Raw genomic sequence first — 15,405 nt, forward strand, 5'->3', positions numbered from 1 at the left:
TCGCTCCTGACGCTAAGCGGCCGCCGGCCTGACTCCCAGTGGCATTAGTGACACCTTCCAACGGAATCTCGCCAGGGCTGCATGCGAGGCCCTGAGCTGAAGGAACTATGGGATTGACACTGCCAGGACCAGTCCGTGGCCACCGCGGAGAGGTATCTTCTGGCCATGCACACCATTGCCGTCCTCGCCCTGGACCAGGTGATCCCCTTCGATCTGTCCACCCCGATCGAGGTCTTCTCCCGTACCCGCCTCCCGGACGGGCGTCCCGGTTACCAGGTCCGCGTCTGCGCCCAGCGGCCGGAGATCGACGCAGGTGCCTTCACCATGCGCGTGCCCTGGGGACTGGAAGCGCTCGGGACCGCGGACACGATCATCGTTCCCGGCACCGCCGACCTCGAGGCCCCGCTCGCGCCCGCCGTCCGCGAGGCGCTGCGCGCGGCCGCCGCGAACGGTACGCGCATCGCCTCCATCTGCTCGGGCACCTTCCCCCTGGCCGCCACCGGGCTCCTCGACGGCCTGCGGGCCACCACCCACTGGACCGCGGCCGCCCTCCTGGCCGCCAACCATCCGGAGATCGAGGTGGATCCGGACGTCCTGTACGTCGACAACGGCCAGATCCTCACCTCCGCCGGCGCCGCCGCGGGTCTGGACCTGTGCCTGCACATGATCCGCCGCGACTACGGCTCGGCCGTCGCCGCCGACGCCGCCCGGCTCTCCGTCATGCCCCTGGAGCGCGAGGGCGGACAAGCGCAGTTCATCGTCCGTCAGCACGCGCCCGCGCCCCAGGGATCCGTACTCGAACCGGTGCTGGCCTGGCTGCAGGACAACCTGGGCTCCGATCTCACGCTCGCGGACATCGCCGCCCACGCCGGAACGAGCACCCGGACCCTGATCCGGCGCTTCAGCGAACAGACCGGCGCCACCCCGCTCCAGTGGCTCCACCGGGCACGCATCCGCCAGGCCCAGCACCTCCTGGAGACCACACACCATTCCGTCGAACGCATCGGCGCCCAGGTCGGATTCGGCTCGCCGACCGCCTTCCGCGACCGGTTCAAGAAGACCACCGGCGTCAGCCCGCACGCCTACCGCCGCGCCTTCAGCTGACCCGGCCCCGCACACGCAACGGCCGGACCGGCACGCTGCGGAGGTGCATTGCGGCGTGCGCGGGTTGCTCCGACATCGGGCCGGTGGAGGCGACGAAAAGCCCCGCCCCTACGATGGCCCGATGACGTCGATCAAGCAGATCCAGATCACCTTCGACTGCGCGGAACCCGAGCGTGTCGCCCGCTTCTGGCGCCAGGTGCTGGGGCACGTCGTACCGTCGCCGCCTGCGGGGTTCGCGACTTGGGGAGAGTTCGATCGCGCACTGCCCGACCACCAGGGCTCGGCGTACGCGTTCATCGAACCCGCGGGCGAGGTCCCGCGGCTGTTCTTCCAGCGCGTCCCCGAGGGCAAGGTGGTCAAGAACCGGGTGCATATCGACGTGCGGGCCGGCACCGGGCTCGTGGGCGAAGAGCGCGTGAGCGTACTCGAGGCCGAATGCGCGCGGTTGGTGGCACTGGGCGGGGTACGCGTGCGACTGCTGCCTGCCGATGAGGAGAACGAGTCGTGCCTCCTGATGCAGGACATCGAGGGCAACGAGTTCTGTCTCGACTGAGGGGCCGCGAACGCGGCACCCGCCGGTGGCAGCGGCGTCCACTGCCTGCAGGTCTTCCAGCAGGGCGGGCGGGGCCTCCGGGGTGGACGCCACTTCGGCGATGACCCGGTCTCCGTGACGTTCGACCGCACCGGGCTCTCCGGGGGAGTGGCGTACGGGCCGTCGTACGACGACACGTACGAGCGGGCGCCCCTGGACGGCTACTCTCCACCAGGTGGAACGTGCAGAGGTACTCAAGCGAGTGATCGGCATTCTCACCGAGGCCCAGGACATCCGGCGGGCCGCCGAGTCCGGACTGGAGGGCACCGGCCCCGGCGAGGATCCGGGGGACGGCGAGCCGACGGTCGGAGTGGCCACGACGCTCCTGAACGAAATGCTGCCGTCGATCAGAGTGCCGGCCGATGCGTCCCCGAAGCAGGTGGCGGGCCTGGTCGCCGAGGCTCTCGGCCCGGCCCTGCACACGATGGTTTCCGGATTCAGTCTGGCGTTCACCAGCCTCGCGATCGCCCACGACAACGGGCGTACGGACCTCACCGCGATCGACGTCCTCCAGGAACTCGCCCTGGAGGTCGAGGCGGGCACCTACGACGAAGGGCCGTAGGGGAGAACACGCCGACGCGCCAGCGGGAGTGGGAGCGGCTGTTGCAGCACGGTGAACCCGTTCGGCGCAGGGGCCGGAAACGGCAAACGGCCCGGACTCCCGTGAGGCGGAACGACGTAGCCCGTGCGGCGCCTGGGCGAGCGTCGGGAGCTGCCGCCCAGGCGGTCAACGCAGGCTTGACGCATGCGCTCTGCACGGGAGGGTTACGGACATATCCGGATTGAGCAACACGGGCCGTTTGCGTTGCTTTTGGGCATCGTGCAGGGCCAGAGTGTGGCTCCTCGGCAGGACGCCGGGAACTGTTCGGAGTCCGCCCGCCTTGGACGAGGCCGGGCCGGGCTGTCTGTTGAAGGGGCCTTCCGCATGTCTGCTTCCCTCGCCACCCGCCGCACTCTCGCCGGCCTCCTGGCCGTCGGCGCCCTGATCGGCGCCGCGGCGGTGCCGGCCGCCGCCGACGACCACCACCGCGGCCACCGCGGCCCGCACTCCTCCATCGCCATCGGTGACGTGGAGAACGCCGGCCGAGGACGGGACAACCGCGCCCTCAACAGCGAGTGGGTCGAGGTGAAGAACACCGGCCGCCAGAGCGTGGAGCTGCGCGGCTTCACCCTCACCGACAAGCAGGGCAACCGCTACCGCTTCAACGGCTTCCGCCTGGAGGGTCGTTCCAGCGTCAAGGTGCACACCGGCCAGGGCCGTGACACCCGGCGCGACGTCTACCAGGACCTGCGCCACCAGATCTGGGACGAGCGCGACACCGCTACCCTCCGCGACAGCCGTGGCAACGTCATCGACACCGAGTCGTGGGGCAGCCGCGGCCGCCACCACGGCCGCTAGGGCGTGTGTGGGGTTGTGATCAGTCGGCGGTTTTGAGGAGGTCGTCGATCCAGATCATTGCGGCGCGGAGGTGGAGGCCGGCGAGGTAGCTGCCTGGGGTTTTGTCGTAGCGGGTGGCGATGCCTCGCCAGGCTTTCAGCTTGTTGATCAGGCGCTCGACGGTGTTCCGTTCCTTGTAGAGGTCGGCGTCGTGGCTGACGGGCCGGCCGCCTCGTGCGCCCTTCTTCCTGCGGTTGGCGGCCTGGTCCTTCTTCTCCGGGATGACGGCCTTGATTCCGCGTTTGCGCAGGTAGGCGCGGTTGCCGCGGGACGAGTACGCCTTATCCGCGGCGACCGCACCAGGCGTCGTGCGGGGACGGCCGACCGGCAGGCGGACTCGCACCTTCGCGAGCACGGGGACGAACTGCGGGCTGTCCCCGGCCTGCCCGGCAGTCAGGACCAGCGCCAGCGGACGACACCGGCGGTCCACAGCGAGATGAATCTTGCTCGTAAGGCCGCCCCGGGACCGGCCGAGCAGGGCTTCCTTCAGGCGGAGCCTGCGTCGGCGCCGGATGCGCCGACGTTCGTCCAGTCCGTTCTGTTCCTCCGCGCCGCCCCCTTTTGCCGGGCCGTCACCTGCTCCTCCACGGCTTCCTCCAGGGCCTTCATCAGGTGCTTGCTGACGCGCATCCCCGCGGCATCGTGGTGAGCGCGGACCGTGGTGGAGTCCACGCTGACCAGCGACAAATCCGTCCTGCCCGCCCGGGCACCCTCGGCGATCAAGCCCTCCAGCAGGGCCGTGAACACACCGGCGTCCCGCCACACGCGGAAGCGCCCGTAGACAGTGGCCCAGGAACCGAACTCGGCAGGCATCTCCCGCCACTGACCACTGGAGCGGAACCGCCAGATCACACCCTCGAACTGCTCCCGCAACCGCTCCGGATACGGACCGTACCTACCGATCGGCAGATACGGCTCGATGAACTTCCACTGGGCATGGGTCAGTTGCCTACGCGTCACCACCACAGTCCTACCGGAATCGACCCCTTGAAGAGGGCAGAACCCAGCAGTTGATCACGACATCACACAGGCCCTAGTACTGCAACGGTGTTTGCTGTGACGGTTGGGCAGGTCGGTCGTTGGTCAGGTCATGGGTGGGGAACTTGGGGATGCCCGGTTGTGGGCTGGTGAACTGAAGGCTTTGCATGAGCGGTTCGTGCACCGTTTCTCGAGGTCGGAGCCGCGTGAGTCGGCTCTTGCCTATATGCGGGGGCTGATAGCTCCGCTGGAGCGGAAGAACGGGTGGACGCTTGCCGAGGAGGCCGGGCATGCCGGTCCGGACCGGATCCACCGGCTGCTGAACCGGATCGACTGGAACGCGGACGAGGTCCTGGACGACGTCCGTGACTACGTCGTCGAGCATCTCGGCGATCCGGATGCGGTGCTGATCGTCGACGACACCGGGTTCCTGAAGAAGGGCGTCCGCTCGGCCGGGGTCCAGCGCCAGTACTCCGGGACCGCCGGCCGGACGGAGAACTCCCAGATCGGGGTGTTCCTCGCCTATGCCGGCAGCCGTGGCCGCACCCTGATCGACCGCCGCCTGTATCTGCCCACGTCATGGACGGATGACCGCGACCGGTGCCGGGCCGCCGGCATCGATGACTCGGTCGGCTTCGAGACGAAGGTGGTGATGGCCAAGGCCATGGTCCGCCGGGCGATCGCCGAGAAGATTCCTTTCCGGTGGGTGACCGCGGACGCGGCCTACGGCTTCTCCAAAGGCTGGCGCACGGAGTTGGAGCGGGCGGATGTCTTCCACGTCATGGCCACCACCCGCCACGACACCGTCGTCTCCCGCTGGGCCATGGACCATCCTGTTCACGACCTGTTTCCCGGTCTGCCCCGTCAGAAGTGGAAGCGTCGTTCCTGCGGCAATGGGGCCCACGGCCCGAGGGTCTACGACTGGGCCAGGGTGGAGGTCCGGCCCTGGCACCGCGAGGACCGCCGGCACTGGGTGATCGCCCGCCGCAGCATTCGTCGGCCCGAGGAGATCTCCTACTACATCGCCTACTGCCCGGCCGAGACCACTCTGGACGAGCTGATCCGCGTCGCGGGAAGCCGGTGGGCGGTCGAGGAATGCTTCCAGACCGCGAAACAGGAGTGCGGCCTGGACGACTACCAGGTCCGCCGCTACGACGGCTGGCACCGCCACATGACCTTGGCCATGGCCGCCCACGTCTGCCTCACCGTCCTGCGCGGCCGAGCACTGGATACCGGGAAAGCAGAAACGGATCCTCCCAGCTCATACCCCTCACCCTGCCCGAACTCCGACGTCTGATCAGTCGGCTTACCCGGCCCCGCGCGAGCATCGACCACGTCCTGCACTGGTCACACTGGCGACGGCGACGGCAGTTCCAGGCACGTGTCAGCCACTACAAACGACGCGGTCACACACCGCCAGAATCCAACAAACCATCACAGCAAACACCGTTGCAGTACTAGCACGCTCGGCGGCCCGTCCCCCCAGGGGCTGCGAGCCGCCATCCGCGGAACCGGCGTGCCACGGCGAACCAGGCGCGGCACGCCACACTCGTGCGGGCCCGTGCGCCGGGGGTGCGGCCGGGGTGCCACTCCCGTATCCCGGGGGCACGGGAGAACCGCCGTTCCACGCGGCGCGGCTCCGGCCATGCTGCAGGCCCGCGTGATCCCTTCCCCGACTTCGCGGTGCCGCGGCCCATCGGCGATCGCCAGGGCCGGGGGAGGCTGTCGGACGTCATCACCGCCGAGCGGCTCCCCGCATCGCAGGTCTCCGCGTGCCGAACCGACCCTGCCCCGACCGGCGGGCGTAGCCCGGGCTGCCATGCGGCAGATCATCCTCATGACGTCGGTATCCCTGGACGGATACATCGAAGGGCCCGACCAGCGGATCGGCTGGCACCTCGTCGACGAGGAAGTGCACCAGCATCTCAACGACGAGGCCCGCGCGATGGGTGGATTCCTCGACGGCCGCGTGACGTACGAGCTGATGGGGGAGTTCTGGCCGACGGCCCATGCCGCCCCCCCCCAGAACGCCGGGCCCGTGGCCGATTTCGCCCGCATCTGGCGGGACACTCCCAAGTACGTGTACTCGCGCACCCTCCAGCGGGTCGGCGACCGCCACGGTGGACGCGTACCGGATCTACGTGCACCCGGTACGGATCGGCCGGGGCACGCCGCTGTTCCCGCAGCTGGACGGCGGACCGGTCCCGCTGCGCCTGGAGGGCACGCCCACCGGGTCGGGTCGACCCGGCGTGCGCCGGGAGGTGGCAGGACGAAGTGGTCACGCCCCGGAGGCCATGGACCCCACAAGTCACTGTCAAAGCCACGGCGTCGGGAAGCTGAGTAACCGCCGGGCGGGTCAGCCCTGTGACAGGTCCGCAGGGGCCTCCACCATCGGCAGGCCCGCGACGACCGTGCGCGCTGCGTCATGGGTGGTGCGGGGGAAGGACAGCTTGAGCTCCTTGTCCGAGTCGAGCACCTGAAGGTGGACGTTGAGCGCGAGGAGGAACTTCTTCACCCTCGCGACAGCCACCCACTCCCGCTGCAACTCCATGACCGGCTTGGCCTCGGGCCGGCCGGTCAGCCCGTTCGCGTCGAAGAACATCAGGCGGTGGGTGGTCAGCGCCACATAAAGAGGGCGGGGCCGCGCCACCGCGGTCACCATGCCCGCCGTGGCCACACCGACTAGCACGGTGGTGCCCACCAGACGCCGTGCGGAGACCGTCCCGACGTTGGCGAACGTGGCCACCTCGGTCGCCTCCCCCTCGGTCAGGAACGGGGCGACTACCTGGAGCACCTGCTGAACACGCTTCGCCTTCACGGCACAGCCCTTCGCAACGTGGAATACGAGTCGGCGCCCGGTCGATCCGGGTGCTGGAGAAACTAATGCCGCAGGTTAGCGCTGGTCACAGGCTCCGGTGCGGCCGGGGTAGGCCGCATGCCGGCCAGCCGTCGTCCCGCGCTCGGCAGTCGGCCACCGCTGAACGGGGCCGAACGCTTCGGATGGCCTCGATGTCGCCGAGATCGGGATGAGCGCGGTGCTCGAGAGCGCCGCGGAGATGGGGTTGGATTTCGCCCGGGAGCGCCGCCGCGGTAGGCCATGCCGTCAGCTCTCCTGGTAGCAAATCGAATCACCGTCCGGGTGGACCTCCGCCAGTACGTCACGCCCGTCGCTCAACGGGCGTATGCCGGCGCCCTCCGGATTGCCTGCGGATGCGGAAAGGCAGACCGAAGGTTGAAGGCGCAGTCAGACCCGGACCGCCGATCCGTACGGCCGGGGGAGTTCAGCGGCCCATGGCGCACCGCGACGCCCCGTGGATTCGCGGATCGCCCTCGGTCGACAGAACCACACTCCTCGCCTTTGGTCCAGACCTATTGACCAGCCTGACCGTCCCTCCTACGATCCGGTCCGGCACAGCCCCACATGTCCCACCTCACCCACAGCCGGGCGTCACGCCCCCACGCGCCGGTCAAGTCCTTGGCGCTCGGCGGAAGGAAGCGCAACATGTTCCGTCGAAGGTCGCGTACACCACGCCCGTCGGGTGACACCAACCCTTGCCCCGATCCCGGCCGCCTCGAGGGCGCCCAGGCCGGGCGCGAGCCGCTGCGAGCTCCGCGCGCGCAGAGGGCGACGCTGGGGCGTGCATCGAAGGTGAACCGCACCCTCGCCGGGGTGAGCGCCGCCGCCGTCATGGGCGTTGGCATAGCCGTTGCCGGCTCCGTCGCGGCCGGGGCCGTCGCGGCCGAGGAGGTCACCACCAACCTGGTGGCCAACTCCGGCTTCGAGAACGGCCTCACCGGCTGGACCTGCTCGAGCGGCTCCGGTGCGGCCGTCGCCAGTCCGGTCCACTCCGGGGCCTCCGCGCTCAAGGGCACGCCGAGCGGCCAGGACAACGCCCAGTGCACCCAGACCATCGGCGTGCAGCCCAACTCCCAGTACACGCTGAGCGCTTACGTCCAGGGCAGCTACGTCTACCTGGGCGCCACCGGAACCGGCATCACCACCGCCCCCTCCACCTGGACGCCGAACAGCCCGTCGTACAGCCAGCTCAGCGTCGGCTTCACCACCGGAGCGAGCACCACCTCGGTGACCGTCTACCTGCACGGCTGGTACGGGCAGCCCGCGTACTACGCGGACGACGTGTCGCTCACCGGCCCCGGCGGCAGCAGCCCCGCGCCGACAACCACCCCGCCGACGATCCCGCCGACCACCACCCCGCCGACGACGACCCCGCCCACGACCACCCCGCCCACCACCGCACCGCCCACCACCACGCCTCCGCAGGGCGAGACTTGCCCCACGAAGCCCAGGCCGTCGGGCAAGGTCCTTCAGGGGTACTGGGAGAATTGGGACGGCGCCTCGAACGGCGTCCACCCCGGTATGGGCTGGGTCCCCATCACGGACAGCCGGATCGCCGCGCACGGCTACAACGCCATCAACGCCGCCTTCCCGGTGATCCTCTCGGACGGCACCGTCCAGTGGCAGGACGGCATGGACGCGGGCGTCAAGGTCGCGACCCCCGCCGAGATGTGCCAGGCGAAGGCGGCCGGGGCGACGATCCTGATGTCGATCGGCGGCGCGGCCGCGGGCATCGACCTGAGCTCCAGCACCGTCGCCGACAAGTTCGTGGCGACCGTCGTACCGATCCTCAAGAAGTACAACTTCGACGGGATCGACATCGACATCGAGACCGGCCTGTCCGGAAGCGGCAGCATCAACACGCTCTCCGCCTCGCAGTCCAACCTGATCCGCATCATCGACGGCGTGCTGGCCCAGATGCCCGCGGGCTTCGGCCTCACGATGGCCCCCGAAACCGCGTACGTCACGGGCGGCAGCGTCACCTACGGGTCGATCTGGGGCTCCTACCTGCCGATCATCAAGAAGTACGCCGACAACGGGCGACTGTGGTGGCTGAACATGCAGTACTACAACGGCAGCATGTACGGCTGCTCCGGCGACTCCTACCAGGCCGGTACCGTGCAGGGATTCACCGCGCAGACCACGTGCCTGAACAACGGCCTGACCATCCAGGGCACCACGATCAAGGTGCCCTACGACAAGCAGGTGCCCGGCCTGCCGGCCCAGTCCGGCGCGGGCGGTGGTTACATGGCGCCGAGTCTGGTCAGCCAGTCGTGGAACGCCTTCGGCGGTTCGCTGAAGGGGCTCATGACATGGTCGGTCAACTGGGACGGCTCAAAGGGCTGGTCCTTCGGCGACAACGTCAAGTCCCTCCAAGGCCGCTGATCACCCGCTGACTTCCCGCGCCCCGGGTGCACCTCCTTCGAGGGGCCCCACTCCCGGGGCGCGGGTTGCCCATAGGGGGCAAGGTCAATGAGTGGGGCCCGCAGGGGCGTCGGGTGTGGCGGGTGAGTGCGGTCCGAACGCGTAGGTCGAGTGACTTGCTGCGGCCAGGAGGAGTTCAGGTCTCGAACATTCCTCGTTCTTGTATCATGTGAAATATCACATGCCATAGGCGCAGCCGAGAGCCCTCGGCGGGCGCGTCATTACAAGGAGGACGAACTCCGATGAACCGCTTAGCACTCCTCGCAGCCGGTGCCGCAGGTCTGGCCGTCTACGCGATCGCCCCGGCCAACGCCAACGCCGACGTCCCGCCGGCCGGCACGATGGAGACCGTCACCACCTGCGGGAACTCGGGCCTCCAAGGGGGCCTGGCCACGCGGGTGTGCGCCGGGATCAGCGGAACCACCGTCGAGTTCTACGGGAGGGTCGGCCTTGCCGGCCCGCCCTCCCCGGGCAGCCCGCTGCCCGCCACGAAGGAGCTGCTCACCACCCTGTCCGTGGAGGTCGTCGGCGCCGCCGCGCCGCAAACGCAGGTGAAGTCGGTCCTCTTCGCGTCTGCCAGCCTCGAGGTACGCGGTCCCGTCAACACCGTGCCGTGCGGCTCGATCGTCCGCGGCACGTTCGGCGTGGCCTCGTTCCCTCGAGCGGCCAGCCCGGTGGTCCACGAAGTCACCATCACCTGCTGAGACCTCCCCCACGAAGCCCGACCGTGAAGGCAGGGTCGGCAACCCGCGGCGTCATGCTCATGCTCTCGCTCCTGTGGCCGGCGCAGTGCCGGTGCGGCGGTGACCGCCACCCCTGACCAGAGGGAACCCTGGTCAGGGGGTCCCGTACACCGGGGCCCGGCCGGCCCGGTGGGGCGGACTACTTGGACTGCGTGGAGAGGCTCACACCGGCGAAGTCCTGCGCGGCGGCGAGGCTGAAGTAGACCCAGCCGGACGGCGGGTTGTCGATCGTCAGCGTCTCGCTGTTGCCGGCGTTGGTGGACTTCGCCTGGTAGCCGGTGGTGGTGGCCCAGCTGCCGCCGCCGTAGTAGAGGTCGGCGTTGCCGGTGCCGCCGCTGCTCGTGACGGTCAGCTGCTTGAGACCGGCCGGCAGGTACACGAAGTGGTAGCTGTAGTTGCCGGCGGCGGCCGTGAGATTGTCCCGGCGGCAGTTCTTGTCGAACTGACGGGGGTCGCTCATGGTGCAGAGCGGGGTGGACGGCGCCTCTGGCAGGGGGCCGCAGTCGTTGGTCGCGCAGGCGGTCGTCAGCCAGGTGGCGAAGCCCGCGTCGTAGCTGGTGCCGATCGTCTGCTTCAGGAAGGTGCGGGCACCGTTCCAGTCGCCGGTGCGGTACTTGTTGAGCACGGTCTCGACGTCGGCGGGGTGCGCCTGCAGCATGTAGCGGACCGCGAGGAAGCCCCAGCGGTAGACGCGGTTCGAGTTGACGTCGGGGTCCGCGTCCTGGTTGTAGACGGTGTCGAACAGGTCGCTGAGCTTGTAGGTCTTCTTGCCTGCCTCGGCGATCGCGTCGGCGTTGCGCTCGCCCCGGTAGCCGAACGAGATGTTCTCGGCGATGCCCTCGACCCACCAGATGGTCGGCGTGGTCAGGCTGGCATCGAAATCGCCGGCCATGTCGTACCGGCCGTCGAGGTAGTGGGTGTACTCGTGGTTGAGATTCCAGATCTGGAAGTCCGGGCGCAGCCAGTGGGCCTCGTGGGCGATGAAGCGGGCCTGGTTGCCGGCGGCGGCCGGGTTGCCCTCCTCGTACATGCCGCCGTTGTCGACGTCGATGTTGTAGATGGCCCAGGCGTACAGCGAGTACTGGGTGTAGTCGTCGAAGACGACGACCTCGAGGTTGGTGTTCACGTCACCGGGGATCGCGCCCTTGTCGCCGATGACCCGGTGGAAGTACGCGTCCTCGTTGACCAGGCTGGTGCAGGTGCTGCCCAGTTGCCCGGGAGACATGTCCTGGGCACGGATCTTCAGGTCCGGAGTGCAGGTGTGCTGGATCGGCAGGATCGCCGGGAGCACGCGGTCGCCCAGGTCGCAGATGGCGTAGGCCGCACAGTTGTTCCTGTCGTACTGGCGCGTGTACCAGCCCAGGTTCATGGTGATCGGCGCGGTCGGGCCGACGTTCGGGTATCGGTTGATCAGGTCCTTCAGCAGCGGCCGGAGCCGGTCCTTGAGCTCGGGGACGTCGAGGGCGTAGCCGAGGTAGCGCCCGACGTTGCTGACGACGTCCAGGCGGTTCAGCTGCGCGCTGTTGCGCGTGATGAAGCCGGCCCAGGTGTTGAGGATGGTGGGGTCGGCCTTGAGGGCGGCCCGCCAACCGCGGTCGTCGTTCTTGGCCTTGAAACCGTTGTCGACGACCCACTCGACGTGCTGCATGGCGAGGTTCATCTGGGCGGGCCAGGTGCCGTCGTAGCTGCCGAGCATCCACTTGACGACGCCGGCGTACCGACCGGCCGCGTGGGTGCTGTCGATGAGCGTGACGACCTCGTTGAAGATCTCACCGTTGGCGTCGGTGACGTCCTTGCTGCGCGGGGAGGCGAAGAAGGCGTCCAGCGCGCCGAGCGCCGCACTGTCCAGTGCCGGGCCGTAGTCGCCGACGACGTCCGCGTTGTTGTCCTGCACGTAGTAGCCGGCACGCAGGAACAGCACCAGCTGCCCGACCGCGGAGCTGTTGTTGCCCGAGTAGGTGGCGGAGGCGTCGCGCAGCGCGTTGGCGACGGTCACCATCTGGGCTTCGCGGAAGGCTTTCCGCGCGTTCTCCCCGGTGAGGTTGAACAGCGGGTAGGTACAGGTGATCTGGGGGAGGGCCTTCAGCTGCTGGACCAACGCGCTGCCCGTGGCGTTGACCACGCCGGAGATGTCGCCGCAGTCGTCCGCGGCGGCGGCCGGGGACTGCCTGTCGGTCTTGCCGGCCTTGTCGGCTTGATCAGCCTTGGCGGGCTTGGCTGGCTTGACGGTCGGGGCGGGGGCCTGGGCGGACTCCTCGGTGCTGTCCTGCGAGGAGATGCGGAAGCGGGAGCTGCTGGTCATCGCATCGGGGGACTTGGGTACCGGGATCGACCGCGGCGCAGAGGCCACGGTTCCCCTTGCGTTCGTCCCGGCAGTGGCCGTGGCGCCGATGGAGGCGGCCTGGCTCTGTGGCGCGAACAGGCCGAGTGCGATGAAGGCGGCTAGGCCGAGCGCAGGAACTCTGCGGGCGCGGGCCTTCGATATCCGGGACGGATGCATCTGTGGGGGCCTCCGGGGCCGTTGTGGCCGCGTGCTGGGGACACGACGGCTGTTGACATGCGACATGTAAAATTTCACATGTCGCATCACTCGGGAAGGCTTTTGGCCAGATTCACCGGCTACCGAAACTGAAACGTTGTCAACTACCAGCTCTGGCTCGACCTGCTGCTGCGGCCGGGCCGGGCCGGGCCGGGCCGGGCGCTGGACTGGCACGCGGGCCGCACGCCGACCGCGTCCTTCACCACCGCCGGCTCGGCATGGTGGCTGGATCCGTACGGCCTTGGTCGGGTCCTCACGGACGGGCTGGCGCGCCCCCGGACGGTCGCAGGGTCTGGGTGGTGAGGGCGCGGATGGCGGTCTCCTGTGAGTAGGACAGGAGGCCGATCGTGGTGACGGCCATGGTGAGGGCGAAGAGCGTGTGGCCGAGGGGGGAGGTGACGGCCAGGCCCAGCGCGTTCATGGCGAAGTGGCTGCCGATCCGCAGGGCGACGAGTGCGAGGGCGATCTTGCGGGTCTCCTTGCCGTGCCACAGCGCCTTGGCGAGTTTGACGCGCTTGCGCATCACCGTCAGGGTGACGGTGATGTTCATGGCCAGCAGGAGCAGCAGCGCGGGCCATGCTGTGGGGAAGGCTTTGAGGAGGTCGAAGGCGGCGGCGAGGAGGCCCTCGAAAGCGAAGAACCAGACCGGCAGTCGGTAGTCGGAGGGCGTCAGGCCGCTGGTGTCGCCTGTCTCGGCCGGTGTGGTCTTCTTGCTCAGGACGTTCATGTTGCCCCCGTGGTCTGTGTGTTGACCGCCAGTCTGGTCGGGGGAGGCGGGTGCGGGGCAGGGCTGCGGGTCACGTGTGGCGTGTGACAGCTGTCATGGACGAGCCGCGTAGGCATGCTTGATGGTTTCCGAGGCGCCGTGCCGCGGCAGATGGCGTTCCAGCGCGGCTGTGTACCCCTGTGGTCCCGCCTGCACGGTTGAGGCGCCCGCGGTCGGACACGTCCTTCACGGGGCTACAGGTTTTCCGGCTTGTACGACGTTCGCTCGGCAGCAAGGCCGCGGCCGTTCTCATCGACGCCGACCAAGTGGGCCGACTCGGGGTCCCGCTTGTGTCGGAGTCCAGTGGGACGGCGAAGCGGTGCTCGCCGAATCCCAGGGCGAGGACCCGATCGGGATCCAGTTCGTAGCCGTCGACGGTCTTGCCGATGTAACAACGCATGAGATCCGGCGACCCCGGTGCGGGAAACTGCCACTCGCGGCCCCCGTACACCCCTGAGGGTCGCTCAAGGGCCTCAACGCCGCGTGACGTTCATGGGCCCATGCTGCCAGAGGTCTCCGCCGGGTCCGATCATGAGTATTCGCACCCTGGTCGGCGCGGAATCGAACGGCGGGCGAACTGCTCCCCATCGTACTGGTGGGAGGCCCCGCGTTCCGTTCTCCGGGCCGGGGGCGGGGCCGGCGGACGATCCGGTGATTTTCCTTTTATTGATGCATTCGGATTAGTCTTGATCATCCGCGAGTTCTTCCGTGCTTATGATTCCCGCGCTATGACAGAAAGTCGGAATTCTCCAACGTTACGCGAATCGGCCGATGTGGTCGTTCTCGGCGCCGGCCCCGCGGGCCTGGTGCTCGCCAATCTCCTGCTCGCCGCCGGGATCGACTGCGCGGTCCTCGAACGAGCCAGCCGCTCCCACATCCAGACCCGGGCCCGCGCCGGATTCCTCGCGCCGAACACCGTACGGGTCCTGGACCGCCACGGCCTCGCCGACGGACTGCACCGGCACGGGCTCGCACACGGCACCTGCGAGTTCCGTACCGGGGACGGCCGCTTCCGCCTCGACTACGGAGTCCTCGGCCGCGGCGAGCAGCACACCGTCTACCCGCAGCAGAACCTGGTGACCGACCTCCTGACGCGCTACCTGGACTCCGGGGGGCGGATCCACTTCGGTACCGAGGCGCTGGCCGTCCACGACGCCGACGGCCCCCGGCCCTACGTCACCACCCTCGAGCCGGACGGCCGCCCCACCCGGTGGGACGCCCGGTACGTCGCCGGCTGCGACGGCCGGCACGGAGCGGCCCGCCGCTCGCTGCCGCCCGGCGCGGTTCGTCACCACCACGACTACGGCGTGAGCTGGCTCGGCCTGCTGGCCCAGGCTCCGCCCAGCCTCGATGCCGTCGGCTATGCCGTCCACGACCACGGTTTCGCCGGCCACATGGCCCGAAGCCCGCAGGTGACGCGCTACTACCTCCAGTACCCGAGAGGTGCCTGCGCCGACGCCTGGTCCGAGGAGCGGATCTGGGACGAACTCGACCTGCGGATGCGCGCTCCGGAGCACGGCCCGCTGCGCAGGGGGCCGATCGTCGAGCGGGGCGTCGTAGACCTGGAGTGCGACGTCGTGGAATCGCTGCGCCACGGCTCGCTCCTGCTCGCCGGCGACGCGGCGAGCCTGACGGCACCGGCAGCCGCGAAGGGCGCGAACCTCGCCGTCCTGGAGGCGGAGATCCTGGCCGGGGCCCTCGCCGGGGCGCTCGCCGGAGGGGACGGTGCAGCCCTCGACCGTTACTCGGCGCAGTGCCTGGCGCACATCTGGCGCGCACAGGAATTCACCCAGTGGATGACAGGGCTGCTGCACGCCATCCCGGGCCAGGACCACTCAGGCGGATCGTTCTTCCACGCCTCCCTGCGGCGTGCCCGACTCGACTCCCTGCGCATGTCCCGCGCGCACCAGGACTGGTTCGCCGAGAACTACGTCGGCGTGTGAACTCAGCCTTTCGAAGCGTCA

At 69.1% G+C, this 15,405-nt stretch carries 11 protein-coding genes and 2 pseudogenes; 9 read left to right on the forward strand and 4 right to left on the reverse strand.

Going from position 1 to position 15,405, the window contains the following annotated elements; translation table 11 throughout:
• The first annotated feature begins 165 nt into the window (after positions 1-165).
• The 4 genes from OG389_RS35555 (at position 166) to OG389_RS35570 (ending at position 3,095) form a co-directional block, all read left to right on the forward strand.
• On the forward strand, positions 166-1,104 hold the full coding sequence (locus tag OG389_RS35555; RefSeq protein WP_328303328.1) for a GlxA family transcriptional regulator: 939 nt from the start codon (positions 166-168) through the stop codon (positions 1,102-1,104).
• Between the two features lie 121 nt (positions 1,105-1,225).
• On the forward strand, positions 1,226-1,657 hold the full coding sequence (locus OG389_RS35560) for a VOC family protein (RefSeq protein ID WP_328303330.1): 432 nt from the start codon (positions 1,226-1,228) through the stop codon (positions 1,655-1,657).
• Positions 1,658-1,871: 214 nt separating this feature from the next.
• Positions 1,872-2,258: a hypothetical protein gene (locus OG389_RS35565; RefSeq protein ID WP_328303332.1), complete on the forward strand. Its 387-nt coding sequence runs from the start codon at positions 1,872-1,874 to the stop codon at positions 2,256-2,258.
• A 363-nt stretch (positions 2,259-2,621) separates the two neighbouring features.
• Positions 2,622-3,095 (forward strand): lamin tail domain-containing protein, encoded by a 474-nt coding sequence (locus OG389_RS35570; protein WP_328303334.1) that lies wholly within the window; start codon positions 2,622-2,624, stop codon positions 3,093-3,095.
• A 19-nt stretch (positions 3,096-3,114) separates the two neighbouring features.
• On the opposite strand, the pseudogene OG389_RS35575 reads toward OG389_RS35570, so the two are convergent.
• Positions 3,115-4,094: pseudogene (locus OG389_RS35575) on the reverse strand (IS5 family transposase).
• 130 nt (positions 4,095-4,224) lie between these two features.
• Here OG389_RS35575 and OG389_RS35580 point away from each other — a divergent pair.
• A complete protein-coding gene (locus OG389_RS35580) occupies positions 4,225-5,409 on the forward strand; it encodes an IS701 family transposase (protein ID WP_328296399.1) in 1,185 nt (394 codons plus the stop codon).
• A gap of 522 nt (positions 5,410-5,931) precedes the next feature.
• Positions 5,932-6,382: pseudogene (locus OG389_RS35585) on the forward strand (dihydrofolate reductase family protein); the annotation flags it as partial.
• A gap of 86 nt (positions 6,383-6,468) precedes the next feature.
• On the opposite strand, the gene OG389_RS35590 reads toward OG389_RS35585, so the two are convergent.
• Positions 6,469-6,930 carry a hypothetical protein gene (locus OG389_RS35590; RefSeq protein ID WP_328303336.1) on the reverse strand — a complete coding sequence of 154 codons (462 nt, stop codon included), beginning with the start codon at positions 6,928-6,930 and terminating at the stop codon, positions 6,469-6,471.
• Positions 6,931-7,800: 870 nt separating this feature from the next.
• Between OG389_RS35590 and OG389_RS36945 the strand changes: the two genes are divergently transcribed.
• Together OG389_RS36945 and OG389_RS35605 are read left to right on the forward strand one after the other, a co-directional pair.
• Positions 7,801-9,354, forward strand: a complete 1,554-nt coding sequence (locus tag OG389_RS36945) for a carbohydrate binding domain-containing protein (protein ID WP_443059489.1) — start codon at positions 7,801-7,803, stop codon at positions 9,352-9,354.
• A gap of 281 nt (positions 9,355-9,635) precedes the next feature.
• Positions 9,636-10,097 (forward strand): hypothetical protein, encoded by a 462-nt coding sequence (locus OG389_RS35605; protein ID WP_328303338.1) that lies wholly within the window; start codon positions 9,636-9,638, stop codon positions 10,095-10,097.
• A 178-nt stretch (positions 10,098-10,275) separates the two neighbouring features.
• On the opposite strand, the gene OG389_RS35610 is transcribed toward OG389_RS35605, so the two are convergent.
• Together OG389_RS35610 and OG389_RS35615 are read right to left on the reverse strand one after the other, a co-directional pair.
• Positions 10,276-12,438: a M9 family metallopeptidase gene (locus tag OG389_RS35610; RefSeq protein ID WP_328303340.1), complete on the reverse strand. Its 2,163-nt coding sequence runs from the start codon at positions 12,436-12,438 to the stop codon at positions 10,276-10,278.
• A gap of 490 nt (positions 12,439-12,928) precedes the next feature.
• Entirely contained in the window at positions 12,929-13,402 is a 474-nt protein-coding gene (locus OG389_RS35615; RefSeq protein WP_328303342.1) for a hypothetical protein, read from the reverse strand.
• An 812-nt stretch (positions 13,403-14,214) separates the two neighbouring features.
• Here OG389_RS35615 and OG389_RS35620 point away from each other — a divergent pair.
• Positions 14,215-15,384, forward strand: a complete 1,170-nt coding sequence (locus tag OG389_RS35620; protein ID WP_328303344.1) for a 4-hydroxybenzoate 3-monooxygenase — start codon at positions 14,215-14,217, stop codon at positions 15,382-15,384.
• The last annotated feature ends 21 nt before the right edge of the window (positions 15,385-15,405 follow it).

The organism is Streptomyces sp. NBC_00435 (assembly GCF_036014235.1).
In the GTDB taxonomy this organism is placed as follows: domain Bacteria; phylum Actinomycetota; class Actinomycetes; order Streptomycetales; family Streptomycetaceae; genus Streptomyces.

Excerpts from the sequence above, each read along its gene's own strand:
- OG389_RS35615 (WP_328303342.1), bottom strand. The coding sequence starts at position 13,402 with ATGAACGTCCTGAGCAAGAAGACCACACCGGCCGAGACAGGCGACACC.
- OG389_RS35605 (WP_328303338.1), top strand. The coding sequence starts at position 9,636 with ATGAACCGCTTAGCACTCCTCGCAGCCGGTGCCGCAGGTCTGGCCGTC.
- OG389_RS35555 (WP_328303328.1), top strand. The coding sequence starts at position 166 with ATGCACACCATTGCCGTCCTCGCCCTGGACCAGGTGATCCCCTTCGAT.
- OG389_RS36945 (WP_443059489.1), top strand. The coding sequence starts at position 7,801 with ATGGGCGTTGGCATAGCCGTTGCCGGCTCCGTCGCGGCCGGGGCCGTC.
- OG389_RS35560 (WP_328303330.1), top strand. The coding sequence starts at position 1,226 with ATGACGTCGATCAAGCAGATCCAGATCACCTTCGACTGCGCGGAACCC.
- OG389_RS35570 (WP_328303334.1), top strand. The coding sequence starts at position 2,622 with ATGTCTGCTTCCCTCGCCACCCGCCGCACTCTCGCCGGCCTCCTGGCC.
- OG389_RS35580 (WP_328296399.1), top strand. The coding sequence starts at position 4,225 with ATGGGTGGGGAACTTGGGGATGCCCGGTTGTGGGCTGGTGAACTGAAG.
- OG389_RS35610 (WP_328303340.1), bottom strand. The coding sequence starts at position 12,438 with ATGACCAGCAGCTCCCGCTTCCGCATCTCCTCGCAGGACAGCACCGAG.